We start from the raw sequence: 24,121 nt of genomic DNA, 5'->3' as shown, positions 1-24,121 counted from the left end.
ACCCAGCGGAGGCGCGGCGATGGCTGATTCCTGGTGGCAGCGCCTGCGCGGGCAGGCGCGCGTGCTGATCGCGCTGGGCATCCTGCTGCTGGTGATCCTCTGGATCGCCTCGGGGATGTTCGGGCGCGAGGCCGACGAGGCGCCGCGGGCGGCCGAGCCGCAGCCGATGGCCGTGGCCGTGACCGCGCTGGAGGCGGAGCCGGTGGAGCGCCTGCTGGTGCTGCAGGGGCGGGTGGAGCCGGATCTGCGCGTGCTGGTGCGCGCCGAGACCGCCGGCCAGGTGGCCGAGTGGGAGGTGGCCCGCGGGGCACGCGTGGCGGCCGACGCGCCGCTGGCGCGGCTGCGCATGGATGACCGCGAGGCGCGCCGGCGCCAGGCCATTGCCCGGCTGCGCGGCGCCGAGAGCGAATTCGAGGCCGCCCAGCGGCTGCACGATCAGGGCCATGTGTCGCGCACCCAGCTGGAGGCCCGCGAGGCCGAGCGCGAGGCCGCCCGCGCGGAGCTGGAGGCAATCGAGCTGGATATCCGCAACACGCGCATCATCGCGCCGGTGGCCGGGGTGGTGAATCAGCGTCTGGCGGAACGGGGCGACTTCGTGGCCCGTGGAGACCCGGTAGCGGAGATCGTGGACAACGACCCGCTGCTGGCGGTGGTGCATGTGCCGCAGCACCAGATCGGGCGGGTGGAGTCGGGCCAGGCGGCGCGTATTCGCTTCCTCGACGGGCGTCGCGCCGAGGGCGAGGTGCGGTTCGTCTCGCGGGTCGCCGAGTCCGGCACCCAGACCTTCCGCGTGGAGGTGGAGGTCCCGAATGCCGACGAGGCGCTGCCCTCCGGGATCAGCGCCGGGGTCGAGATCCCGACCGAGACGGTCGCGGCGCACAAGCTGTCGCCGGCCTGGATGGGGCTGGACGACAGCGGCCGGGTCGGGGTGAAGACGGTGGATGACGACGACCGGGTGGTCTTCCACGCGGTCGAGGTGATCCGTGCCGCCACCGACGGCGTCTGGGTTACCGGGCTGCCGGAGCGCGCGCGGGTGATCACCATCGGCCACGGCTTCGTGACCCCGGGCGAGACCGTGCAGCCCCGGCCCATGGAGGCATCGACGGGCGCGGCCGGGCCGGAACCGGTGGGCGAGGCCCTGCGGTGAAAGCCCTGATCGCCTGGGCGGTGGAGCACGCCCGGACGGTGCTGCTGTTCCTGCTACTGATCCTGGTGCTGGGCGCGACCGCCTACCAGGTGGTGCCCAAGGAGGCGGCCCCCGAGATCGACATCCCCATCTTCTTCGTGTCCGTGCCCTATCCGGGGGTCAGTCCGGAGGATGCCGAGCGCCTGATGCTGCGCCCGCTGGAGCGCGAATTGCAGACCCTGCCCGGGGTGGACGAGATGCAGTCCTGGGCCGGCGAGGGCTTTGCCCTGGTGCGGCTGGACTTCGAGCCCGGCTGGGACAACCGCCGGGCCCTGTCGGACCTGCGCGAGGAGGTCGACCAGGTGCGCCCGGAACTGCCCGCCGGGGCCGAGGACCCGAGCGTCTCCGAGGTCGACCTGTCGCTGTTCCCGGTGCTCACGCTGAACCTGTCCGGGCCGCTGGACGAGCGCACGCTGGTGCGTCTGGCGCGCGACCTGCGCGACCGCGTGGAGGCGATCCCCGGGGTGCTGGAGGCGGATGTCGGCGGCGATCGCGAGGAGCAGATGGAGGTGCTGGTCGATCCGTTGGTGCTGGAGACCTTCGAGCTGTCGTTCGACGAGCTGACCCGGGCGATCGAACGCAACAACCGTCTGGTTGCGGCCGGGGCGCTGGATACCGGCGCCGGGCGCATCCCGTTGCGGGTGCCGGGCACCATCGATGACGTCGACGACGTGCTGGATACCGCGATCCGGGTGGAGGGCGACGCGGTGGTGCGAGTGCGCGATGTCGCCGAGGTCCGCCAGAGCTATCTGGACCCGGAAGGCTTCACCCGCATCGACGGCCAGCCCTCGGTGTCGCTGGAGATCCGCAAGGCCTCGGAGGCCAACATCCTGGAGGTGGTGGCGGCCGCGCGCGCGACCATCGAGGTGGCGCGGGCCGACTGGCCGGAGACGGTCGAGGTCACCTACCTGCAGGACATGGCGCGCGATGTCGACGACCTGCTGGGCGATCTCGAGAACAGCGTGATCGCTGCGGTGCTGATCGTGGCGCTGGTGATTCTGGCAATGATGGGCGCGCGCGCGGCCCTGCTGGTGGGGGTGGCCATCCCCGGGGCCTTCCTCGGCGGCATCCTGGCGATCTATCTGATGGGCTTCACGCTCAATGTGGTGGTGCTGTTCGGGCTGATTCTGGTGGTCGGCATGCTGGTGGATGGCGCGGTCGTGGTGGTGGAGCTGGCTGACCGCTATGTGGCCGAGGGCATGCCGCGGCGGGAGGCCTTCCGCGCCGCGGCGCAGCGCATGTCCTGGCCGATCACCACCGCGATCGGGACCACGCTGGCGGTGTTCGCGCCGATGCTGCTGTGGCCCGGCATGGTCGGTGAGTTCATCGTCTACCTGCCGGCCACGGTGATTGTGACCCTGATCGCCTCGCTGGCGATGGCGTTGGTATTTATTCCGGCGCTGGGGTCGGTGATCGGCCAGAGCCACCCGATCAACGCGGCCCAGACGCGCTACGTGCGCGCGGCCGAGGATGGTCGCTATGACGAACTGCAGGGCCTGACCCGCGCCTACATCCGCCTGCTGCAGCCGCTGGTGCGTCGCCCCGGCTGGACGCTCGCGGGCACGCTGGCGCTGGTCGCCGCCGCCTATGCGCTGTATGCCCAGCAGGGGCGCGGGGTGGAGTTCTTCCCGCAGGTGGAGCCCGACTTCGTGCAGGTGCAGGTACAGGCGCGCGGCGACCTGTCGGTGTGGGAGGCGGACGCCCTGGTGAGACAGGTGGAGGGGCGCCTGCAGGGGGTGCCGCAGATCCAGCATGTCTATGCGCGGACCATCGGTACCCAGCTCGGGCGGCTGCAGGGCGACTACCCGGAAGACCTGGTCGGCCTGATCCAGCTGGAACTGATCTCCTGGCGCGAGCGCCCGCCGGCGGCCGCGATCATCGAGGACCTGCGCGAGCGTACCGCCGACCTGCCGGGCATCCGCCTGCAGTTTCGCGCCCAGGAACGCGGGCCGCGCGAGGGCCGGCCGATCGTGGTCGAGGCCTCCAGCCGCCAGGCTGACCGCATCGCGCCGGTGATCCGCGAGATCCGCAGTGCGATGGACGAGCTGGGCGGCTTCGAGGACGTGACCGACGACCTGCCACTGCCCGGGGTGGAGCTGGAGGTGCGCTTCGATCGTGAGCAGGCGGCGCGCTTCGGCGTGGACGTGCCGCTGTTGGGCGAGGGGGTGCAGCTGCTGACCCGCGGCATCCAGCTCGGCAGCTACCGCCCGGACTACAGCGACGAGGAGGTGGATATCCGCCTGCGCCTGCCGGCGGAGCAGCGCCACCTGCAGCAACTGGCCACCCTGAACCTGCCCGGCGCGACCGGGCTGGTGCCGCTGGCGCATTTCGCGGAACTGGTGCCGGTACCGGCCACCGGTCTGATCAAGCGCCGCGACGGCGATCGCGCCTACAGCCTCGAGGCGGATGCGGCCAGTGGCTACCTGGTGGACGAGCGCCAGCGCGCGCTGGAGGCGCGCATCGCCGGCATGGACCTGGACCCGGAGGTGCAGCTGCGGTTTCGCGGCCAGGCCGAGGAGCAGGCCGAGGCGGCGCGCTTCCTGCTCGCGGCCTTTGCGCTGTCGCTGTTCCTGATGCTCGCGATGATGGTTACCCAGTTCAACCGGTTCTCGCAGGCGCTGCTGGTGATGTCGGCGATCGTGTTCTCCTCCGCCGGGGTGCTACTGGCCCTGCTGCTGCGCGGGGAGCCATTCGGCATCGTGATGAGCGGGATCGGGGTGCTGGCGCTGGCCGGGATCGTGGTGAACAACAACATCGTGCTGATCGACACCTACAACGAGCAGCGTCGACGCGGGCTGGATGCCCTGGAGGCGGCCCTGCGCGCGGCGGCCCAGCGCATGCGGCCGGTGCTGCTGACCGCGATCACCACCATCCTCGGCCTGATGCCGATGGTGCTGGCCTGGACCGTGGACTTCGCCGGAAGGGATTTCTACGTCGGGGCGCCGGTGACCGGCTTCTGGGTGCAGCTCGCGACCGCGATCGCCGGGGGGCTGTTCATTGCCACGCCGCTGACGTTGCTGTTCACCCCCGCGATGCTGGTGCTGCTGGATCGGCTGGGACTGGACCGGCAGCCGGCGCCGGCCGAACAGTCGGCTACCGGCTCGCCAGGCGCTTGAGGCACTCGAGGTAGGCGTTCTCGTCCGGTGCGCTGTTGCTGCGCTGGGCCTCCCACAGGGTCTGGCCGAGGCATTCCATCATGCGGTGCTCGGCGTCCATCACGCCAAACCGGGCGCACAGGCCCTGGTGCAGTTCGCGGATGCCCGCGGGCCGGTCGGTCCGCGCCTGGTCGCGCAGGCTCAGGTGCATCGCCATGTGCAGGAACGGATTGGAGGTGCCCAGCTCGGGCGGGAACTCGCCGGTCAGCGCGGTCTCGCGGTCCTTCAGGTATTCGTGGTACTCGGGGTGTTCCGAGATCACGTCCACCAGTTGCTGCTCCAGGTCGGTGACTGGCTCGCCGGCCTGCGCCTTCTGCCAGGCGTCGACGAACTGGGTACGGATCTGGTCGCGGTTGCCGTACATGCGGGTTGTCCTCGGAGTTGGGGGTGTCAGGCGCCCGCGGGCGGCGGGGTCTTGGCCTTGTATTCGCACAGGTCGGCGATCGGGCAGCGCCAGCACTCCGGCTTGCGCGCCTTGCAGACGTAGCGGCCGTGCAGGATCAGCCAGTGATGGGCGTCCTGCAAGTAGGCCTTCGGGGTCAGGCGCATCAGGCGCTTCTCCACCTCGAGCACGGTCTTGCCCCTGGCCAGCCCGGTACGGTTGGCGACCCGGAAGATATGGGTATCCACCGCGATGGTGGGGACGCCGAAGGCGGTGTTGAGGATGACGTTGGCGGTCTTGCGGCCCACACCCGGCAGGGCCTCCAGCGACTTGCGGTCGCGTGGAACCTCGCCGCCGTGCTGGTCGACCAGGATGCGGCAGGTCTTGATCACGTTCTCGGCCTTGGCGTTGTACAGGCCGATGGTCTTGATGTGTTCCTTCAGCCCGTCCAGGCCCAGTTCGAGGATGCCCTCGGGGGTGTTGGCGACGGGGTAGAGGCGGCGGGTGGCCTTGTTGACGCCGACATCCGTGGCCTGGGCCGACAGAATGACCGCGATCAGGAGTTCGAAGGGGGTGTCGTACTCGAGCTCGGTGGTCGGCTCGGGATTCGCCGCCTTCAGGTGCTCGAAGATGGCTTCTCGCTTTGCGGCGTTCATGGATGCGGAGGCTCCAAACAAACCGGCCCCGCTTCGCGGGGCCGGCAACTCGCGTAGTGGCGTTGCTCAGACGTGGCGGAACATGCCGACATCCGGCGCGGCGTCGCGCGGGTTGGATTCGGCTTCCTTCTCCAGATCCTTGATCAGCTTGGCGTGCTTCTCTTCCAGATCATGCATCGCCTTCTCGTCCAGCTTCGGGAAGATGACGTCGCGGATGAACGAACCCAGTTCGTCCAGGCAGCTCGGCCAGTACTTGTCGTTCAGGTGGAACGAGTGGTGGGCGTGGGTGCCCATCGGGTAGCTGTCGAACTTGCGGATCATGGTGTAGGACAGGTCGCTGTCCTTCTCGACGAAGTCCTTGGCCCAGTCGTACCACCACTTGTAGTACTTCTCCTGCAGGTCGTCGTTGAACCCGTGGTTCTCGAAAAAGGCGGCGATCGTGCCGCGCGGGGCGAGGCCGTAGCGCGTGCCGCGCTTGCCAGCAAACGGGAAATGTCCAGCCATGCCAATCTCCTGGGACGTTTGAGTGTCCGGGGCGCGCGGCCCCGGTAGAACGGATTCGTGGCGCCGGAAGTTTACCGGCTGACGGCCAGGAATCAAGGCCGGTTCGGTTCAGGCGTTGTCGGGGGCGGCTTCGGATTCGGTGGCGCTCTCGTCGCGGCTGGCGGTCGGCTCCGGCTCGAACTGGCTGTCGATCCAGTTCTTCGCGGCGATCAGCAGGCCCATGGCCATAAAGGCGCCCGGGGGCAGCAGGGCCAGCAGGAAGCCGTGCTCGGAGGGATAGAGCTGCAGGGTCATCCCGTGCCCCCACTCGCCGAACAGCAGGTGGGCATTGGCCATCAGCGTGCCCTGGCCAAGGACCTCGCGCAGCGCACCCAGGGCGATCAGCACGCCGGTGAAGCCCAGTCCCATCATCAGGCCGTCCAGGGCGGCGCGCGGCACCGAGTTGCGCGAGGCGAAGGCCTCGGCGCGACCGATGATGGCGCAGTTGGTGACGATCAGCGGGATAAAGATCCCGAGGATCAGGTACAGCCCGTGGAACCAGGCATTCATCGCCAGCTCGATCGCGGTGACGATGGAGGCAATGATCAGCACGTACACCGGGATGCGGATCTCCGGGCGCGCGTGGTTGCGGATCAGCGAGACCAGCACATTGGACAGCAGCAGGGTCAGGGTGGTCGCGATGCCGAGGCCGATCGCGTTGACCATGGTGCCGGAGATCGCCAGCAGGGGGCACAGCCCCAGCAGCTGCACCAGCCCGGGGTTGTTGTGCCACAGGCCGTCGCGAATGATGTCGGTCAGGGTCGGGTTCATCGGCTTGCCTCGTCGTCCCCGTGGTCCTCGGGCTGCGGGAGCGGTTCCGCCATGGAGCGGGCGTCGTCGGGCCGGGTCGCCAGCAGCTCCTCGCGGTGTTCGTCGAAGTATTGCAGCGTGCGATAAACGGCGCGAACCACCGCACGCGGGGTGATGGTGGCGCCGGTGAACTGGTCGAACACGCCGCCGTCCTTGCGCACGTGCCAGTCCTCGGCCGGGGGGTTCCCCAGCGAGCGGCCGTCGAAGTCGTGGATCCAGTCGGAGCGCTCGGCCTCGATGGCGTCTCCCAGACCCGGGGTCTCGCGATGCGCGGAGACGCGCACCCCCTGGAGCTCGCCGTCGCGATCTACGCCGATCAGCAGGTGGATGTCGCCACTGTAGCCATCGCGCGCGATCGCGGAAAACACGATGCCGACCACTTCGTCATCGGCATCGCGGGCGAACCAGGCCGGCAGGTGGTCACCGCCCAGGAGGTCATGGCCGAGATCGATGGTGTCGTGCACGGGGTCGTTCCGGTAATCCAGGTCGCCGGTCAGCTCCGCGATGCGGTTGCGGTTGACCGCCATGCGGTTCTCCTCGATGCGGGCCTCGGTCGTGCCCTGGACGAGGGCGACGATCCCCGCCCCGGCGGCCGCAAAGCCGGCGAGCAGGGCGGTGGCCAGCAGGATGTCGCGGGGCTTCAGGTCAAGCATGCCCGTCCCCCGGCGGCGGTCCGCGGCGCGAGCGCCCGAAGATGCGCGGCCGCGTCAGGTGGTCCAGGGTCGGGGCGACCATATTCATCAGCAGCACGGCGAAGGCGACCGCATCCGGGTAGCCGCCCCAGGTGCGGATAATGAAGATCAGCACGCCGATGCCGGCGCCGTAGAGGATGCGACCCAGCGGCGTGGTGGAGGCGGAGACCGGATCGGTGGCGATGAAGAAGGCGCCGATGATGACCGCGCCACTGAAGACGTGGAACGCCGGCGAGGCAAAGGAGTCCGGGTCCAGCATCCAGAAGAAGCCGGCCGGGATGGCCACGCCCAGGATCACCGCCAGCGGGATATGCCAGTGGATGATGCGCCGGAACAGCAGGTACAGGCCGCCGAGGAGGAAGAAGTTGCCGATCCACTCCCAGCTGGTCTCGCTGAAGCTGCCGAACAGCGGGCTCGCGGTGACCTCGCTGACGGTCCGCCCGGCCCCCAGGCCCTCGCGCATGGCGTCCAGGGGCGTGGCGCGGGTGATCGTGTCCCACTCGAGTGCGGCCGGGAGGCTGCCAGTGAGCACGGTCTGCAGCGTCTGGCCCAGGCCCAGCGACAGGTCGGAGAGGGTGTCCGGCGCGGGCCACAGGGCCATCTCCCGCGGGAACGAGACCAGCACGACCACGTAGCCGACCATCGCGGGGTTGAACGGGTTGTAGCCGAGCCCGCCATACAGGTGCTTGGCCACCACGATCGCGAAGGCGATACCGATCAGGGTGACCCAGATCGGCGTCAGCGGCGGTACGGCAAGGGCGAACAGCCAGCCGGTCACGATGGCCGAGTTGTCGCTCAGGGTGGCCATGACCGGGCGCTTGCGGGCCGCCACGATCGCAGCCTCGAAGGCCACGGCGAACAGCACCGCCAGGACCACGTTGACCAGGACGCCCCAGCCGAAGAACCAGGCCATGGCCAGGGTGCCGGGTACCAGGGCCATCTGGACCTGCTGCATGACCCCGCCCACCGAGTGGGCCGGGATCATGTGCGGCGAGGATTCGGTGCGAAAGCGCATCAGCGGCCGCCCGAGTCCGTGGAATCGCGTGGGCCGGATTCGCTGGATGCGCCGGCCTCCGCGGTGCCCGCGTTGTCCTGTCCGTCCCCGGTGGTCTCGGCAGTTTGTCCGGCCTTGGCGGCCTTGCGCGCGCGGGCGCGTTCCAGCGCGGCCTGGATGGCGGCCTGCTTGTCGTCGTCGGCGCCTTCCTCGCCCTCTTTCTTCTTTACCGCCGCCTTCTTCCTGGCCATGCGCTCGGCCTTCTCGCGTTCCTCGCGCTCGATGCGCTCCTGGCGGAACTCATAGCGTTCGCGGGCGATGTCGGACTTCTGCCGTTCCTTCTCGCGCGCCCAGATCTCGTTCTTGGCGTAGCGGTAGTACTGCACCAGCGGGATATTGCTGGGGCAGACATGCGCGCAGCAGCCGCACTCGATGCAGTCGAACAGGCCGTAGCCCTGGATCGCGTCGAAGTCCTTGGCCTTGGCCTGCCAGTAGAGCTGCTGCGGCAGCAACTGGGCGGGGCAGGCGGCCGCACACTCGCCGCAGCGGATGCAGGGCATCACCGGCCCCGGGGGCGGGGTGTCCTGGGGGCGAGTGGCGAGCAGGCAGTTGGTGCCCTTGATCACGGGTATGGCGTCGTCGTGGACCGCGAAACCCATCATCGGGCCGCCCATCACCAGGCGATCCACCCCATCGGCGTAACCGCCGGTCGCGGCGATGACGTCGGCGAACGGGGTCCCCAGCAGGGCCTCGACATTGCGCGGGTGCCGCACGCCCGGCCCGGTAACGGTGACGATGCGCGACAGCAGGGGGCGCCCCTGGATGATCGCGTCGCAGACCGCCTTGAAGGTGCCGGGATTGTTGCAGACCATCCCGATATCGGCCGGAAGACCGCCGCTGGGGACCTCCTGGCCGGTCAGCACCTTGATCAGCTGGCGTTCGCCGCCGGTGGGGTAGAGGGAGGGGACCGAGACCAGCTGGATCAGCTCGCGCAGTTCGCCCGGCAGGTTTTCGGTGAGGGCCCGCATCGCCTCGGGCATGTTGTCTTCCACCGCGAACAGCACCCGTTCGACGTCCAGCAGGTGGGCGACGATGCGAATGCCCTCGAACACCGCCTCCGGGGCGGTGCGCAGCAGCATGTCATCGGCGCTGATGTAGGGCTCGCACTCGGCCCCGTTCACGATCAATGTATGGATGCGCTGACCGGCGCGCGGGTTGAGCTTGACCGCGGTGGGAAAGGCGGCCCCGCCCAGCCCGACGATGCCGGCGTCGCGGATGCGCTGGCGCAGCTTGCGCGGCTCGCGGGTATCCCAGTCCAGCCAGGGTTCCATGCGGGTGTCGCCCCAGGCGTCGCGCCCGTCGGTCTGGATGACCACACAGGGGGCGTCCAGACCGGAGGGATGGGGCACCGCGTGCGGGGCGATCTCGATCACCTCCCCGGAACTGGGGGCGTGCACGTGGGCGGCGATATATCCCTTGGACTGGCCGATGCGCTGACCCTTGGTCACGTAGTCGCCGACCGCCACGCAGGGCTCCGCGGCCTCGCCGATGTGCTGGCCCAGCGGGACGATCAGCTGCGGAGGCACGCCCATCACCAGCACCGGATCGCGGGTGCTGGCTTCGGTCTCGTCGGCCAGTTTCAGGCCCCCGTGGAAGCGATGCAGCTGCATAAGCGTATTCTAACGGTTTGCGGACATCCGACTCAGTCGGAAGCCCCCGAACCGTCCGCGATGGCGTGGATGGGCCGCTTGATGGGCTGCTCGATGGGCGAGGGTTCCGGTTCCGACCAGCGCCATTCGGTGATGTCGGTGCCGACCGGAACCATGGTGATGCAGTCGACCGGACAGGGCTCGATGCACAGCTCGCATCCGGTGCATTCCTCCTCGATCACGGTATGCATCTGCTTGGCGGCGCCGAGGATGGCATCCACCGGGCAGGCCTGAATGCACAGGGTGCAGCCGATGCAGATGTTCTCGTCGATGATCGCGACGGCCTTCTCCTGCTCTTCTTCCTCCAGCGGGGTGGGCTCGCGGTCGAGCAGGTCGGCCAGGGCCTGGACCGTGGCCTGACCGCCGGGCGGGCAGCGGTTGATGTCCGCCTCGCCGGCGGCGATGGCCTCGGCATACGGCCGGCAGCCGGGGTAGGAGCACTGGCCGCACTGGGTCTGCGGCAGCAGGGCGTCGATCTGGTCCACCACCGGGTCGGCCTCGACCCGGAAGCGCTGCGCGGCGAACCCCAGGATCAGCCCGAATGCAGCGGCCAGGCCGCCGATCGCGAGGATGGCGTAGAGCACGCTCACAGCCGCACCAGCCCGGAAAAGCCCATGAACGCCAGCGACATCAGCCCGGCGGTGACCATGGCGATGGCGCTGCCGCGGAACATCACCGGCACATCGGCCACGGCGATGCGCTCGCGGATCGCGGAGAACAGGATCAGCACCAGCGAAAAACCGACTGCGGCACCGAAACCGTACAGGGCCGACTCGACAAAATTGTGTGCCTCCTGGACGTTGAGCAGGGCGACGCCCAGCACCGCGCAGTTGGTGGTGATCAGCGGCAGGAAGATCCCCAGCACGTTGTAGAGCAGGGGCGAGGTTTTGCGCACCACCAGCTCGGTGAACTGCACCACCGCCGCGATTACCAGGATGAAGGCGATGGTGCGCAGGTATTCCAGCCCGAGCGGGGTCAGCAGGTATTCATTGATCACGTAGGAACTGACGGCGGACAACGTCAGGACGAAGGTCGTGGCCAGGCCCATGCCGGTGGCCGTCTCGACCTTGCGCGAGACCCCCATGAACGGGCACAGGCCCAGAAACTTCACCAGTACGAAGTTGTTCACGAGGATCGTACTGATGAGGATCAGGACGTATTCCACGAAAAATCCGAGTCGTCAGGTCAACAACACAGTATCGGCGACGGGCGGTGCCCGCTCAACCCTTCCCGCGGCGGGGCGATTGCCCTTTCCGGGCGCGAAACCTAGGGAGACGCTGATTGAATCGCACGTCCGCGCTCGAGTCGCTTTTGCGTGCGAACAAGGCGCGGTGACTGCCGTGCAGTCATTCTGCACAAGGGAGCCGCAACGCCGTGCGCGCGCAAAAGCGGCCGAGCCCCTTCGGGGTTGGTACCCCCTGTTTCCCGATCCTGCGTTGCGCCGCTTGCGGGTAGAACCACTACCCGCTACACGACGCGCCTTGTCTCGGAAAACAGGGGGCACCAACGCGGACGTGCGATTCAATCAGCGTCTCCCTAGTCCGGCGCGTGGCCGAGGCCGGGAATGTCGAGTCAGATTAGTGCCCGTCGGCGGTGTCGGAGATGAGCGAGGTCAAGGGCCGCACCGGATGGTCGTCCTCGGCCTGGGGGTCCGCGGCCGGGCGAGCGGTCAGCAGCCAGGCCTGGTGGGCGGCGTCCAGCTCGTCACGGCGGGTGGACAGCACCAGCACGGTCTCCGGCGTCAGGCCGATCTCCTCCGCGAGACGACGGTAGCTGCCGGCATCGCGGCGGCCACCGATGCGGGTGTCGAACAGTCCGGTCAGGTGTTGTTCGACCTCCGGGTGCGGGCCGTGGCGCAGCCAGTCGCGCTGTACCGGTGCCGGGGTCGCGCCGAAGCTGTACAGGGCCACTCCGCTGCGGTGCAGCCGGTCCAGCGTCGCGGCGGTTTCCCGGGAGAGTTGTGGCTGCAGGGCCCCGGCCTCCAGCGCATCGGCCCAGACCAACCCCTGGAGCTGGCGCACCGGCGTGATGTCCTGCCCGCCACGGATCCACGCGCGGATCTGGGACAGCAGCCCGTCCACGTCCAGCTCGCGCCCGGAGTAGGCGAGGATGTCCGTCAGCGTCCGCTGGACCGCGGTGGACTCGGCGTGACGCTCGAGGAAGTCCGGCAGCGCCTCGAGGGCGTGCGGTTCCAGCGTATCGCGCAGCACGCCGGACGGGGCGAGGACCCCCTCGAAGGCCAGGATGACGGCCTGGGGGGCGGGGTGAGCGGAGGTCGGGGTCATAGGGGTAGCTGGCGGGCCAGCGTTTCGCATTCGAACATGAACTCGAAGGCCTCGGTGCGCTGCATGGCCCGTTCCACCGTCTCGCCCCAGGTGTAGAGCCCGTGACCACCGATCAGGTAACCGGCAAGTGCCGGGTCGCGGTCCATGGCGGCGTCGACCCGGGCGGCCAGCTGCTGCATGTCCGGCTCGTTGGCGAACACCGGGATGCGGATGCCGCGCGCGGGGTGTTCGCAGCCGGGGAGTTCGCGCAGGGCCTCGTAGTCGCGCAGCAGCAGTGAGCCCGTGACCTGCCGCGACAGCACGGTACCCTGCACGCTGTGCGTATGCAGGACGGCGCCGAGCTGCGCGTCGCGGCGGTACATGATGATGTGCAGGAAGGTCTCGGGGCCGGGTTCGCCGCTGCCGGTGACCCGATGCCCTTCGAGATCCACCACCATGAAGTCGTGGGCGTCCAGCAGGTCCTTGCTGCGCCCCGGGGCGGTAATCACGATATGCCGGTCGTCCAGACGCGCGGAGAAGTGCCCGGTGCGCGCGGGGAGCCAGCCGCGGTCCGCGAGTTCGCGTCCGGCTTCGGCCAGCAGGCGAACCTGCGCTTTGAATTCGGGGCTTTGTTCCATGCGTCCGGGTGTCGACAAAAGAGCGGCAGCTTACGCGAGGCTCGGGTGCAAATCCATGGGCCGCGCGCGTTCCATGCCGTTCTCGTCGGTTGCGGTGGGCATCACTTGACGCGCATGCCGGGGCGGGCCCCGTCATCCGGGTTCAGGATGTAGAGCTCCGACCCACCCGGGCCGGCGGCCAGCACCATGCCCTCGGAGACGCCGAAGCGCATCTTGCGCGGGGCCAGGTTGGCGACCATCACGGTATACCGGCCGATCAGGTCCTCCGGGGCGTAGGCGGACTTGATGCCGGCGAATACCTGGCGCGTCTCGGAACCGATATCCAGGGTGAGTTTCAGGAGTTTGTCGGCGCCGTCCACGTGCTCGGCATTGGCGATGCGGGCGATACGCAGATCGACCCGGGCAAAGGTATCGAAGTCGATGGTCTCGGCAATCGGGTCCACGTTCGCCTCCGTGGCCTGTTCAGGGGCCGCGTTGTCGGGGCTGGCGGTCTCGCGGGCGGCCAGAGTGGCCTTCGAGGCCTCCAGCAGCTTTTCGATGGTCTCCGGCTCGATGCGCGTCATCAGCGGCTTGAACTTCTGGATGGAACGTCCGATCAGGGGTTCGCGGTTCGCCCAGCGGGTGTCGTCCAGGTTCAGGAACGCGGCGGCGTCGGCCGCCAGCTTCGGCAGCACCGGGGCGAGATAGACAATCAGGATGCGGAACAGGTCCAGCCCCTGGGTGTTGATGGCCTGCACCTCGGCCTCGCGACCTTCCTGCTTGGCCAGCACCCAGGGCTGGGCCTCGTCGATGTACTGGTTGGCCTGATCCGCCAGCGCCATGATGCGGCGCATCGCCTGGGCGAACTCGCGCCGCTCGAATGCCGCCGCGATCGCCTCGCCCTCGGCGACGAAGGCGTCGTGCAGGTCCGGGCGCGGGAGTTCCGCGGCCAGCTGGCCGTCGAAGCGCTTGTGGATGAAGCCGGCGCAGCGGCTGGCGATGTTGACCACCTTGCCGACCAGGTCCGAGTTCACGCGCTGCACGAAGTCGTCCAGGTTCAGATCCAGGTCGTCGACCCCGTCCCCCAGTTTGGCGGCCAGGTAGTAGCGCAGCGATTCGGGGTTCAGGTGGTCCAGGTAGTCGCGGGCGCGGATGAAGGTCCCGCGCGACTTGGACATCTTCTGGCCGTTGACCGTCAGAAAGCCGTGGCAGAAGACCGCCGACGGGGTGCGAAAGCCCGCGCCATGCAGCATGGCCGGCCAGAACAGGGTGTGGAAGTAGGCGATGTCCTTGCCGATGAAGTGGTACAGCTCGGCGTCGGAGTCCGCGCCCCACCAGGCGTTGAAGTCCAGGCCCTGCTGCTCGGCGAAGGCGCGAAAGCTCGCCATGTAGCCGATCGGGGCGTCCAGCCACACGTAGAAGTACTTGCCCGGGGCGTCGGGGATCTCGAAGCCGAAGTAGGGCTTGTCACGGGAGATGTCCCAGTCGCTCAGGCCGGTCTCGAACCATTCGTCCAGCTTGTTGCGGATCGCGTCCTGCAGACGGCCGGAGCGGGTCCAGTCGCGCAGGAAGGCCTCGAAGTCGCCCAGCTTGAAGAAGTAGTGCTCCGAGGCGCGTGACTCCGGGCGCGCGCCGCTGATGGCCGATACCGCGTCTTTCAGGTCCATCGGGCTATAGGTCGCGCCGCAGGCCTCGCAGGAGTCGCCGTACTGCTCCTGCGCGCCGCATTTGGGGCAGGTGCCCTTGATGAAGCGATCCGGCAGGAACATCCCGGCTTCGGGGTCATAGGCCTGGTCGATGGTGCGGATCTCGATGTGCCCGGCGTCGCGCAGGGCCTTGTAGATATGGCCGGCCAGCTCGCGGTTCTCGTCGGAGTGCGTCGAGTGGTAGTGATCAAAGCCGATCAGGAATTCGCTGAAGTCGGCCTCGTGTTCCTGGCGCACCCGCGCGATCAGTTCCTCGGGTTCGATGCCCTCGGCACGGGCCTTGAGCATGATCGGCGTGCCGTGGGCGTCGTCCGCGCAGACATAGATCACCTCGTGGCCCCGCGCACGCTGGAACCGCACCCAGATGTCGGTCTGGATGTATTCCACCAGGTGTCCGAGATGGATCGGGCCGTTGGCGTAGGGCAGGGCGCTGGTGACGAGGATCTTGCGCGGGGTGTCGGTCATTGCTTGGCTCGTGATGGGCGGCGCCGGGCCGCGGGTGCAGGGGCGCTATTGTCGGGTGTGTCCGGCGGCTTGTCGAGGCGCAGCGCGGGCTGGGCCCGCTTGTCCACAGAAGCTGTGGATAAGTCTGTGGGAAACCCGGTGGAATCGGTCGCTACCCCTTGCCACACAAGGGTGCATGACAAATTGGTTAAAAATCGACCAACCCAAAAGAAATCCAATAAAACAGCAAGTTGGAAAACTATTGTGCAGCGGTTTGGACGTTTGTGCGGCTATCTAGGCCTGTCTTCCCCGTATGCGCCATGTTTGTGCATAAAACCGATGCGAAAGGCTTGACACCCGGCCGGATGAGCATGTTTGGGCCCCGGGAAAGGACTGGCACTGCGTGGTGCCATTGGCGTGCCGTACCGGTGCCAGTAGAATCGCGCGGTCACCCTTCAATTGCTGGATGGAACGAACACCATGGCCGAACTCTCGCGCGAGCAGATCGAAAACGCCCTGAAGACTGTTCAGGACAAGTACCTGGAGCAGGATTTGGTGGCCGCCGGCGCGGTCAAGGACATTCAGGTGGACGGCGCGCGCGCCTCCATCGCCATCGAGATGGGTTACTCCTCGAACGGCTATCACGACGAGCTCCGCGCAGCCATCCAGGGGGCGCTGGCCGGTGTCGCCGGGCTGGAATCCTCGGAAGTGACCATCAACACCAAGGTCACGACGCACGCGGTGCAAAAGAGTCTCAAGCCGATGGCGGGGATCAAGAACATCATCGCCGTGGCCTCCGGCAAGGGCGGGGTGGGCAAATCCACCACCGCAGTGAATCTGGCGCTTGGCCTGGCGGCCGAGGGCGCGCAGGTCGGCATCCTGGATGCGGACATCTACGGCCCCAGCCAGCCGCGCATGCTGGGCATCAAGGGCAACCCGGAGTCCAAGGACGGCAAGAGCATGGAGCCGCTGGAGCGCCACGGCGTACAGGCGATGTCCATCGGCTTCCTGATCGAGGAGGACACGCCGATGATCTGGCGTGGCCCGATGGTGACCCAGGCGCTGGAGCAGCTCCTGAACGAGACTAACTGGAAGGATCTGGACTACCTGATCATCGACCTGCCGCCGGGCACCGGCGACATCCAGCTGACGCTGTCGCAGAAGATTCCGGTGTCCGGCGCGGTGATCGTGACCACGCCGCAGGACATCGCGCTGCTGGACGCCCGCAAGGGCCTGCGCATGTTCGAGAAGGTCGAGGTGCCAGTGCTGGGCATCATCGAGAATATGAGCATCCACATCTGCTCGAAGTGCGGCAACGAAGAGTACATCTTCGGCCAGGGCGGGGCGGAGAACATGGCCGAGGAGTACGGCGTGGATATGCTGGGCGCCCTGCCGCTGGACATCCGCATCCGCGAACAGGCCGATGGCGGCGAGCCCACCGTGATCGCCGACCCGGATGGCCGCATTACCGAGATCTATCGCGAAATCGCGCGGCGCACCGGCGCCAAGCTGGCGGAGCAGTCCAAGGACTACAGCAGCAAGTTCCCCAATATCGTGATTCAGAACAACTGATCCGGCGAACCGCCGACCAGGGACAGGGCCAATGAGCATCAAGTCGGACCGCTGGATCCGGGAGATGGCCGAGACGCAGGGCATGATCGAGCCCTTCGAGCCCGGCCAGATCCGCTACCGCGACGAGGAGCGGATCGTGTCCTACGGCACCTCCAGCTACGGCTACGACGTGCGCTGTTCGGATCATTTCAAGATATTCACCAACATCAATTCCAGCATCGTCGATCCCAAGGGCTTCGACGAGGGCAGCTTCGTGGATGTGCAGTCGGATGTCTGCATCATCCCGCCCAACTCCTTTGCCCTGGCGCACACGGTGGAGTACTTCCGTATCCCGCGCGACGTGCTGACCATCTGCCTGGGCAAGTCCACCTATGCCCGCTGCGGCATCATCGTGAACGTGACCCCGCTGGAGCCCGAGTGGGAGGGCCACGTGACGCTGGAGTTCTCCAACACCACGCCGTTGCCGGCCAAGATCTACGCCAACGAGGGTGTGGCGCAGATGCTGTTTCTGCAGTCCGACGAGGTCTGCGAGACGTCCTACAAGGATCGCGGCGGCAAGTACCAGGGGCAGCGCGGCGTCACCCTGCCGCGGACCTGACACCCACCAAATCCCCCGGAGGACCGCCATGCGCATCGTGATCGCGCTGGGCGGCAACGCCCTGTTGCAACGCGGCGAGACGCCCTCGGCCGAGGCCCAGCAGCGCAACGCGCAACAGGCCGCCGAGGCGATTGCCGCCGTGGCGCGCGAGCACGAGGTGGTCGTCACCCACGGGAACGGGCCGCAGGTTGGCTTGCTGGCCAATCAGGCGGAGTGCGATCGCATCGCCTGGCCGCTGGACGTTGTCGGCGCCGAGAGCCACGGCATGATCGGCTACATCCTGGCGCGCGAGCTGCACAACGCACTGGGGCATGACCGGGTGGCGAGCCTGCTGACGCAGACCGAGGTCGACCCCAACGATCCGGCCTTTGGCCATCCGGAGAAATTCATCGGCCCCACCTGGGATGAGGCCCGTGCTCGTGCGCTGGCCGACGAGCGCGGTTGGGATATCGCGCCCGACGGCGAGGGTTGGCGGCGCGTGGTAGCCTCGCCCGAGCCGCAGCGCCTGTTGGGCATGGAGGCAGTACGCTCCCTGGTGGATAGTGGCGCTGTCGCGATCTGCGCCGGTGGCGGGGGTGTGCCAGTCGTGCGCGACGCGGCCGGGCGCCTGCAGGGCATCGAGGCTGTGGTCGACAAGGACCTGACGGCCGCCCGTCTGGCCGCGCATGTCGAGGCCGACTGGCTGCTGATGCTGACCGATGTCGACGGCGTCTATATGGACTGGGGCACGCCGGACGCTCGGCGCTTGAAGGCCCTGCTGGTCACGGCCGTGGAGCCGGCGGCCTACCCCGCGGGTTCCATGGGCCCGAAGATGGAGGCGGCGCGGCGCGCGGCGCAAGGCGGCATCCGGGTCGGGATCGGTGCGCTGGGGCATGCCGCTGATATCCTGGACGGCCAGGCCGGGACCCGCATCCTGCCGGTCGGGACCGTCTGACAGCGAATCCGCAGCCAGGTGGGTCTCAAGGGCGTGTGCCAAGCCCGTGATCTTCACGCCGGCGCTTGCGCGACGGGCCGTGGGCTTGCACGCTTTGACCTGAAAACACCCGAGAGCGATAGCGATGCGAGAGATTCAGCGAGCGACCCCCCTGGTGATCGGACTGACCGCCGTGGGCCTGCTGGCCCTGGGCTGTGGCAACGGCGCGCCGGAGGAGGAGTCGGTGGGTGCACCCCAGAGTCTGGGGGAGGGGGGGCTAACCCCTCAGGATATGTCCAGTGACGAGGCCCGGCGTCCGCAGCAGTCCGGCATGCCGGCCGCGGACGTGAAGCGCACCACGGACTGACGGACCCGCGGGGCCGCCGGTCCGTGCGTGCCCCTTGCCCTCACCACATCAGGTCATCGGGGACGACGTAATCCTTGTAGGGGTCGTCCGGGTCGGGCTCGGACGACGCATCATCCTCGGCGGGAATCACCAGTGGCCATTCCGGATCGCGCTCGCGGATGCGGTTCGCTGTCTCCCGCGGGATGACCCGGAAGCCCTTCTCCGGCCGGATATCCAGCCCCGCAATCGCGGCGCGCCCGTCGGCGAGGCGCTTTTGCAGATCCGCTGTCACCGGTAGGTGGCGGATCTGTCCCCCCTGCTGAAAGTGATAGTCCAGCGCCGCATCGCCCGTGGGGATCGGCGCCAGGTGGGTGCTGACCAGCTCGCGGATCTGCGCGTGGCGGGCGCGGCGTTCGGCACGCTCCTGCTGTTCGCGGTTCTTCTGCCGCGAGCGTTCGGCCTGCTCGGCCTTGCGCGCCTCGGCCACGCCGGGCTCGGGGCCGGTCTTGCGGTCCTTCTTCTTTTTCGCGTTGCCCTTTTGCGCCTGATGCTTTTGCGCCTTGGCCTTGCGAACCTGTTTTTCGTCCACCAGCCCCGTCTTCAGGAGCTGGGTGCGCAGATCGTCGGACATGAATCCTGCCGTGTAGGGTCTGTATGCCGGGGAGGATAGCCGGAACCGCCAGCGCATGCAGCCGGCATGCCGCTACGTACGTCCCTGCGTGGACACGCTATTGAGAACACCGATCCGGAGTGTGTGGCGCGTCGCGGATCTCGGCCTCCGGCAATGCGGGGAACAGCGTGTGCAGTCGGCGCCGGTGGTTCACGGCGTGGGACCGGCTATCCGGCGTCGAGAGCTGGCGGGCCTGCGCGAGCAGTTGCAGGCCCGCCAGGCGCTCGCTCTGGAGTTCGAGCGCGAGTACCGCGCGGTAGAGCGTGTCGCGCTCGGGGGTGTGCAACTGGCGGCGCAGGGCGCGGATGCGTCCGGTGGCTGAGGTCTGCCAGCGGCGGGCGGTTTGCGCGAGCCGTTGCCACTGAGAGGTCGTCAGCGGTCGGGGGTACCACAGGGCAAACAGCGCCAGCATCACATCCACCCCGAATTCCTCCTGCCAGCGCATCAGACGCGCGCGTGCATCGGGGGCGGCCCAGAGGGTTCCGGCGAAGCTCCAGAAGGCCTCGAAGCCCGTCGACGGCTCCTCCGGGGTGCCTCCGGATTCAGGCACTGCTCGCGGCGGAGGAGGTGAACGTCACCCCGGCGGTGTTCCGCAGACTCTCGGGCTCCAGGATCTCGAGGTCGCGGGTGTGCAGGCTGATTACGCCCTGGTTGCGCAGCTGGGTGAACAGTCGGCTGATGGTCTCCTGGGTCAGGCCCAGGTGGTTGGCGATGTCGGCGCGCGACATCGGCAGGTAGAACCGCTCGGGGGACAGGCCGCGAGTGCGCTGGCGTTCCGACAGCCCCACGAGGAATGTCGCCAGGCGCTGCTCGGCCGTGCGCTGGGCAAGCAGCGCATGCAGGCTTTCGTCCTGCGCGAGCTCCTGGCTCATCACGCTCATCATGTGCTGGCGGAACGTGGGCAGGCGCCCGGCGAGGTCGTCGACATGCCCGTAGGGCACGGCACAGACGCTGGTGGATTCCAGGGCCACGGCACTCACCGGGTGCTTGCCCGAATGGATCGCGTCCAGTCCCAGGAGGTCGCCGGCCAGGGCAAAGCCCGTGATCTGTTCAGTGCCGTCATCGGAGATCAGCACCGTCTTCAGCGCCCCCGTGCGGACCGCATACAGCGCGTCGAACTTGGCCCCCATGGTGAACAGGGCCGCGCCCTTGGCGATCGGCCGGCGCTGCTGGACGATCTCGTCGAGCTGCCAGAGCTCGTCCTGCGGCAGGCCGACCGGCAGGCAGAGCTGGCGCAGGGTGCAGTGCTGACAGGCTTGGGTGGGTCGTAGCGTCATGAGTGCAGGGTAGCCGTTTTTTCGGAATTGGGGAAAGGGATTTTCGGGGTCTGCCATCACGCTCGGGAATGCGCTACTGTCCCTGTGGAATGCAGGTGATTCGGGTCGGGGTTATTACGGGTCTCGAAGCGGCGCCGGCCGCCCACTTCACCGCGCGCGGCATCAGGCATGGACAACGCGAGATAACAATATTTAGACTCAGTTTACATTGGGTGGCGCGGCAACGGCCTGGAACCCACGCGTTGCGCACGGGCCGCCGAGACAAGGACAGGGGTCAAGATGATCGAGCGGTTACTCGAGCAATACATGCGCTACGGGACCTTTGTGCTGCGGCACCCGGATGGCCGCGAGCAGCGTTTCGGTAGCGGTACGCCGGAGATCACGATGCAGCTGCATGACCGGGCGGCGCTGCGCAAGATCGGTCGCGATCCGGGGTTCCAGCTGGGCGAGACCTACATGAACGGCATGTGGTCGCCTGGCCCCGAGGGCCTGCAGGTGTTCCTGGATGTGGCTATGCGCAACTTCGCGCCGATGTTCCAGCAGCGTGTCAATCCGGCGGTGCGTATGCTCCGGGCGCTGATCGAGCAGGGCAACAAGGTGGCGCGCTGCTATCAGAACATCGCCCATCATTATGATGTCGACGAGTGGCTTTATCGCCAGTTCCTGGACGAGGGCATGTTCTACAGTTGTGCCTACTTCGAGCGGCCCGATATGACGCTGGAGGAAGCGCAGCAGGCCAAGTGCGCGATGCTGCGCAGGAAGCTGCGCCTGGAACCCGGCATGCGGGTCCTTGATATCGGTTGCGGCTGGGGCGGCCTGGCCTTCCATCTGGCCGAGCACGCGGACGTGCAGGTCGACGGCGTGACGCTGTCCCGGGAGCAGCTGCGGGTGGCCCGGGAGGAGGCCGGGCGACGCGGGCTGGAGGATCGGGTGCGGTTTCTCTACCAGGACTACCGCGAGCACGAGGACCAGTACGACCGGATTGTCAGCGTCGGCATGTTCGAGCATGTCGGCACACCCAACTACGGTACGTTCTTCCAGCGGGTACACGACCTCCTGACGCCCGACGGCATCGCCGTGCTGCATACCATCGGGCGGCAGGAGCCGCCGGGCACCTCCAACCCGTGGCTCAGCAAATACATCTTTCCGGGCGGGTACACCCCGGCGCTGTCCGAGGTGATGAGTGCGCTGGAACCCACCCCGCTGTACACCACGGACATCGAGTTCTGGCGGCTGCACTATGCCGAGACACTGGCTGAGTGGTACCGCCGCTTCCAGAAGGTCCGAGCCGAGGCCGTGACGCGCTTTGACGAGCGCTTCTGCCGCATGTGGGAGTTCTATCTGGCCAGTTGCGAGGGGACCTTCCGCTGGTGGGGACAGGTGGTCTTCCACGTGCAGATGGCCAAGCAGCAGGACGCGGTGCCGTTGACGCGCGACTACCTCTATCGCGACGATGCCTCCGAGGTGGTCTCGATCCCGCCCGGCGAGGCCCAGGCACGGCGCAGCAACGCGGCCTGAGGGGTGGCCGAATGCGCCGGGAACGGCGCGAAAACGGGGCCCGGAGCGCGCGAACCGAACGTACTTTCCCTACACTAATGGGGACGTTGCGGCCATGCCGGCGGTGACCATCCATTCCGGAGCAGGGGCGCGTGTTCGGTCGCTTTCGTAAACGCAGGGAGGCACCGGGTCAGGAAGACCCGCAGGCCGTCGGGCCGTCGCAGGAGAACGTCCTGATCGAGGCGGCCGGCCGCAGCCGCATCACCGAGGTGGCGGCCACCGCGCGGCGCGTCCCCTGGTCGCTCAATTTCCTCCAGCTGCTGTGGGCGGCGGGACCGGTCACGTTCCTGGCCATGCAGGGCGGGTATTTTCTCGGTTTCGGGCATGCCGCCCCGGCACAGAACTTCATCTTCTTCGCCGTCTACACCCTGCTGTTCGGGGTGATCGGCCTGGTGGCGCGCTTTGTCGCCGATGCCACCCGCGGCAAACGCCAGGAACAGTCGCGCGACCAGCTGCGCAACACGATCGACCTGCTGCCGGACCTGCTGTTCGTGACCCGCGATCTGGCCATGAGCGAGCTCGCACCGGACATGCGCCGGCGCAAGGCGGCCGAGGTGCTGCTCCACGAGGTGGATATCTCGCCCGAGGGGGTGGCCGTCGCGGTGCGCGAGATGACCGGCGATACCAGCCTGGCGGCTGCCGCGGAGCAGATCGAGATCTATCGCCGCCTGGGCCTGCGCTCGCGCGTGGGCGATCTGGTGGGCGCGACCGAGGATTCGCGGCTCGCGGCCCTGGAGAAGCTGCACCACGAGGCCCCGGAGGTCGCCGACCTGCTGCGCGATCGGTTGCGCGGCGTGGCGCCGACCCAGGAGGATGGCGTGCGCCGCGTGGACCAGTTCCTGGACCGCCTGTTTTCCGCCGCCGATGCCGACGACCTGGCCCGGTGCACCCTCGACGATGTGCAGGCGATCTTCGTGCTCGCGTTCGAGCTCGTGAACGGGCGCCAGATCAAGCGCCTGAGCTTCGAATGGTCCGGTGGCTGGCAGCTCGGGGCCGCCCTGGATCGACTGGAATCCCAGGGCAACCGCTTTCGCGTGGCGCAGGCCGGGGTGGTCAGCCGCCTGCGCTCGCTCGGTATTCTGCTGTCCCAGAGCGATGCCTCGGGGCTGGATCCGCAGGTCCTGCGCGAGCCCGTAACCGACTTGGGGCGCCAGGTCCTGGAGGCCCTGCGCACCCTGGAGGATCGGGAACCGGGGGAACATTCGCCGGAAGGCCAGCTCCTGGGGCTGGCACTGCGGCGGGTCGAGGACCTGCGCGAGGCGCGCGACCAGCTGATGCAGGCGCAGAGCCGTTACGCCAATGCGGTGGAGCGCTGGGAGGCCCTGCGCCGCGCCCAGGTGGAGAAGCGGGGCGAGAAGCGCTGGTTCAAGCGCAGTGTGCGCGGTATCCGGGTCAGCGAGGAGCTGATCGAGCTGACCGATGACCAGAAGCTGAAGCTGGCCAACGACTTCTGCAACTTCCTCAGGGAGCTGAAGATCCAGCGTGAGGGCGATCTGTTCTACTTCGGAGGGGCAGCGCTGGACGCCGAGACGGCCAAGCGCATCGGCATCCAGCTGGCCCTGATCCTGGAGCCGCTGGTGGACCTCACCAACCCGAGCATCCAGCGCGCGATCTACGCCAACCCGGCCGCGTATCTCGGGGGGCTGTATGTGGGCATGAGCGCGGATGCCAAGGCGGGTCTGGGCTCGGCCATGGTGCGCAAGGTCCGCCAGGATCTCGGGCGCATGGCCGAATGGCTGGCGATGCGCCTCACGCGTATCTATCACCTGCCTTTGAGCGATTCGATGCGCGATTTCCTGGTCGAGCAGTACGGCGCCAACCGCGAGCGCCTGGACATGCTGGCAACGCATGCCGGCGACGAGTCGCATCCCGTGGCACTGCGCGCCGAGCGGTCGCCCGAGTTTGACGCCATGCTGCAGGACAAGACCTGGGGCCTGCTGCTGAAGCGCGGGACCCGTTATCTCCACGCCGAGGAGCGGCGCCGCCGCTGATGATCCGTCGCGACGGGCCTGGTTCGACGGTTCCGGTTG

At 67.9% G+C, this 24,121-nt stretch carries 23 protein-coding genes; 8 read left to right on the top strand and 15 right to left on the bottom strand.

Annotated elements, in window-relative coordinates; all coding sequences use genetic code 11:
• The first annotated feature begins 19 nt into the window (after positions 1-19).
• On the top strand, positions 20-1,147 hold the full coding sequence (locus tag D103_RS0102960) for an efflux RND transporter periplasmic adaptor subunit (protein WP_018875765.1): 1,128 nt from the start codon (positions 20-22) through the stop codon (positions 1,145-1,147).
• The gene (locus D103_RS0102955; protein WP_018875764.1) at positions 1,144-4,302 is read left to right on the top strand and encodes an efflux RND transporter permease subunit; all 3,159 of its coding nucleotides are present in this window, start codon (positions 1,144-1,146) and stop codon (positions 4,300-4,302) included. The genes D103_RS0102960 and D103_RS0102955 overlap by 4 nt, the downstream gene beginning before the upstream one ends.
• Here the strand turns inward: D103_RS0102955 and D103_RS0102950 are convergent.
• The 12 genes from D103_RS0102950 to metG form a co-directional block, all read right to left on the bottom strand.
• Positions 4,280-4,705, bottom strand: coding sequence for a DUF1841 family protein (locus tag D103_RS0102950; protein ID WP_018866887.1), 426 nt, complete (start codon positions 4,703-4,705; stop codon positions 4,280-4,282). The two genes, D103_RS0102955 and D103_RS0102950, sit on opposite strands and share 23 nt — an antisense overlap.
• Before the next feature lie 26 nt (positions 4,706-4,731).
• Positions 4,732-5,379 (bottom strand): endonuclease III, encoded by a 648-nt coding sequence (gene nth / locus D103_RS0102945; protein WP_018875763.1) that lies wholly within the window; start codon positions 5,377-5,379, stop codon positions 4,732-4,734.
• Positions 5,380-5,445: 66 nt separating this feature from the next.
• Complete coding sequence (locus D103_RS0102940; protein WP_018866885.1) at positions 5,446-5,883, bottom strand: hypothetical protein; 438 nt, start codon at positions 5,881-5,883, stop codon at positions 5,446-5,448.
• Between the two features lie 108 nt (positions 5,884-5,991).
• Positions 5,992-6,693, bottom strand: coding sequence for an electron transport complex subunit E (locus tag D103_RS0102935; RefSeq protein ID WP_018866884.1), 702 nt, complete (start codon positions 6,691-6,693; stop codon positions 5,992-5,994).
• Positions 6,690-7,385 (bottom strand): electron transport complex subunit RsxG, encoded by a 696-nt coding sequence (rsxG, locus tag D103_RS0102930; protein WP_018866883.1) that lies wholly within the window; start codon positions 7,383-7,385, stop codon positions 6,690-6,692. Before rsxG ends, D103_RS0102935 begins: the two co-directional genes overlap by 4 nt.
• The gene (rsxD, locus tag D103_RS0102925) at positions 7,378-8,439 is read right to left on the bottom strand and encodes an electron transport complex subunit RsxD (RefSeq protein ID WP_018866882.1); all 1,062 of its coding nucleotides are present in this window, start codon (positions 8,437-8,439) and stop codon (positions 7,378-7,380) included. Before rsxD ends, rsxG begins: the two co-directional genes overlap by 8 nt.
• A complete protein-coding gene (gene rsxC / locus D103_RS0102920; RefSeq protein ID WP_018875762.1) occupies positions 8,439-10,088 on the bottom strand; it encodes an electron transport complex subunit RsxC in 1,650 nt (549 codons plus the stop codon). Before rsxC ends, rsxD begins: the two co-directional genes overlap by 1 nt.
• A 32-nt stretch (positions 10,089-10,120) precedes the next feature.
• Positions 10,121-10,717: an electron transport complex subunit RsxB gene (rsxB, locus tag D103_RS0102915; protein WP_018875761.1), complete on the bottom strand. Its 597-nt coding sequence runs from the start codon at positions 10,715-10,717 to the stop codon at positions 10,121-10,123.
• Positions 10,714-11,292 (bottom strand): electron transport complex subunit RsxA, encoded by a 579-nt coding sequence (gene rsxA / locus D103_RS0102910; RefSeq protein WP_018866879.1) that lies wholly within the window; start codon positions 11,290-11,292, stop codon positions 10,714-10,716. The genes rsxB and rsxA overlap by 4 nt, the downstream gene beginning before the upstream one ends.
• 412 nt (positions 11,293-11,704) lie before the next feature.
• Positions 11,705-12,412 carry a hypothetical protein gene (locus D103_RS0102905; protein WP_018875760.1) on the bottom strand — a complete coding sequence of 236 codons (708 nt, stop codon included), beginning with the start codon at positions 12,410-12,412 and terminating at the stop codon, positions 11,705-11,707.
• The gene (gene mtnB, locus D103_RS0102900; RefSeq protein WP_018866877.1) at positions 12,409-13,029 is read right to left on the bottom strand and encodes a methylthioribulose 1-phosphate dehydratase; all 621 of its coding nucleotides are present in this window, start codon (positions 13,027-13,029) and stop codon (positions 12,409-12,411) included. Before mtnB ends, D103_RS0102905 begins: the two co-directional genes overlap by 4 nt.
• Positions 13,030-13,130: 101 nt before the next feature.
• Positions 13,131-15,179 (bottom strand): methionine--tRNA ligase, encoded by a 2,049-nt coding sequence (metG, locus tag D103_RS0102895; RefSeq protein ID WP_018875759.1) that lies wholly within the window; start codon positions 15,177-15,179, stop codon positions 13,131-13,133.
• Positions 15,180-15,638: 459 nt separating this feature from the next.
• Between metG and apbC the strand changes: the two genes are divergently transcribed.
• From apbC to D103_RS0102875, 4 genes are all read left to right on the top strand, one after another.
• A complete protein-coding gene (apbC, locus tag D103_RS0102890) occupies positions 15,639-16,730 on the top strand; it encodes an iron-sulfur cluster carrier protein ApbC (protein ID WP_018875758.1) in 1,092 nt (363 codons plus the stop codon).
• 31 nt (positions 16,731-16,761) lie between these two features.
• Complete coding sequence (gene dcd / locus D103_RS0102885; protein ID WP_018866874.1) at positions 16,762-17,328, top strand: dCTP deaminase; 567 nt, start codon at positions 16,762-16,764, stop codon at positions 17,326-17,328.
• 28 nt (positions 17,329-17,356) lie between these two features.
• Positions 17,357-18,262, top strand: a complete 906-nt coding sequence (locus D103_RS0102880) for a carbamate kinase (RefSeq protein ID WP_018875757.1) — start codon at positions 17,357-17,359, stop codon at positions 18,260-18,262.
• Positions 18,263-18,386: 124 nt separating this feature from the next.
• A complete protein-coding gene (locus D103_RS0102875) occupies positions 18,387-18,608 on the top strand; it encodes a hypothetical protein (RefSeq protein WP_018866872.1) in 222 nt (73 codons plus the stop codon).
• Positions 18,609-18,648: 40 nt separating this feature from the next.
• Here D103_RS0102875 and D103_RS0102870 read toward each other — a convergent pair whose 3' ends face one another.
• From D103_RS0102870 to fnr, 3 genes are all read right to left on the bottom strand, one after another.
• Positions 18,649-19,218, bottom strand: a complete 570-nt coding sequence (locus D103_RS0102870) for a DUF2058 domain-containing protein (RefSeq protein WP_018875756.1) — start codon at positions 19,216-19,218, stop codon at positions 18,649-18,651.
• A 97-nt stretch (positions 19,219-19,315) separates the two neighbouring features.
• Entirely contained in the window at positions 19,316-19,807 is a 492-nt protein-coding gene (locus D103_RS0102865) for a DUF2390 domain-containing protein (RefSeq protein ID WP_018875755.1), read from the bottom strand.
• A complete protein-coding gene (gene fnr, locus D103_RS0102860; RefSeq protein WP_018866869.1) occupies positions 19,800-20,534 on the bottom strand; it encodes a fumarate/nitrate reduction transcriptional regulator Fnr in 735 nt (244 codons plus the stop codon). The genes D103_RS0102865 and fnr overlap by 8 nt, the downstream gene beginning before the upstream one ends.
• A gap of 279 nt (positions 20,535-20,813) precedes the next feature.
• Between fnr and D103_RS0102855 the strand changes: the two genes are divergently transcribed.
• Together D103_RS0102855 and D103_RS0102850 are read left to right on the top strand one after the other, a co-directional pair.
• Entirely contained in the window at positions 20,814-22,052 is a 1,239-nt protein-coding gene (locus D103_RS0102855) for a cyclopropane-fatty-acyl-phospholipid synthase family protein (protein WP_018866868.1), read from the top strand.
• Positions 22,053-22,183: 131 nt separating this feature from the next.
• A complete protein-coding gene (locus D103_RS0102850; protein ID WP_018875754.1) occupies positions 22,184-24,082 on the top strand; it encodes a hypothetical protein in 1,899 nt (632 codons plus the stop codon).
• Positions 24,083-24,121 lie beyond the last annotated feature (39 nt).

This window comes from Thioalkalivibrio sp. ALE31 (assembly GCF_000377405.1).
Lineage (GTDB): Bacteria > Pseudomonadota > Gammaproteobacteria > Ectothiorhodospirales > Ectothiorhodospiraceae > Thioalkalivibrio.
This window is presented reverse-complemented; position numbering and strand designations above follow the sequence as displayed.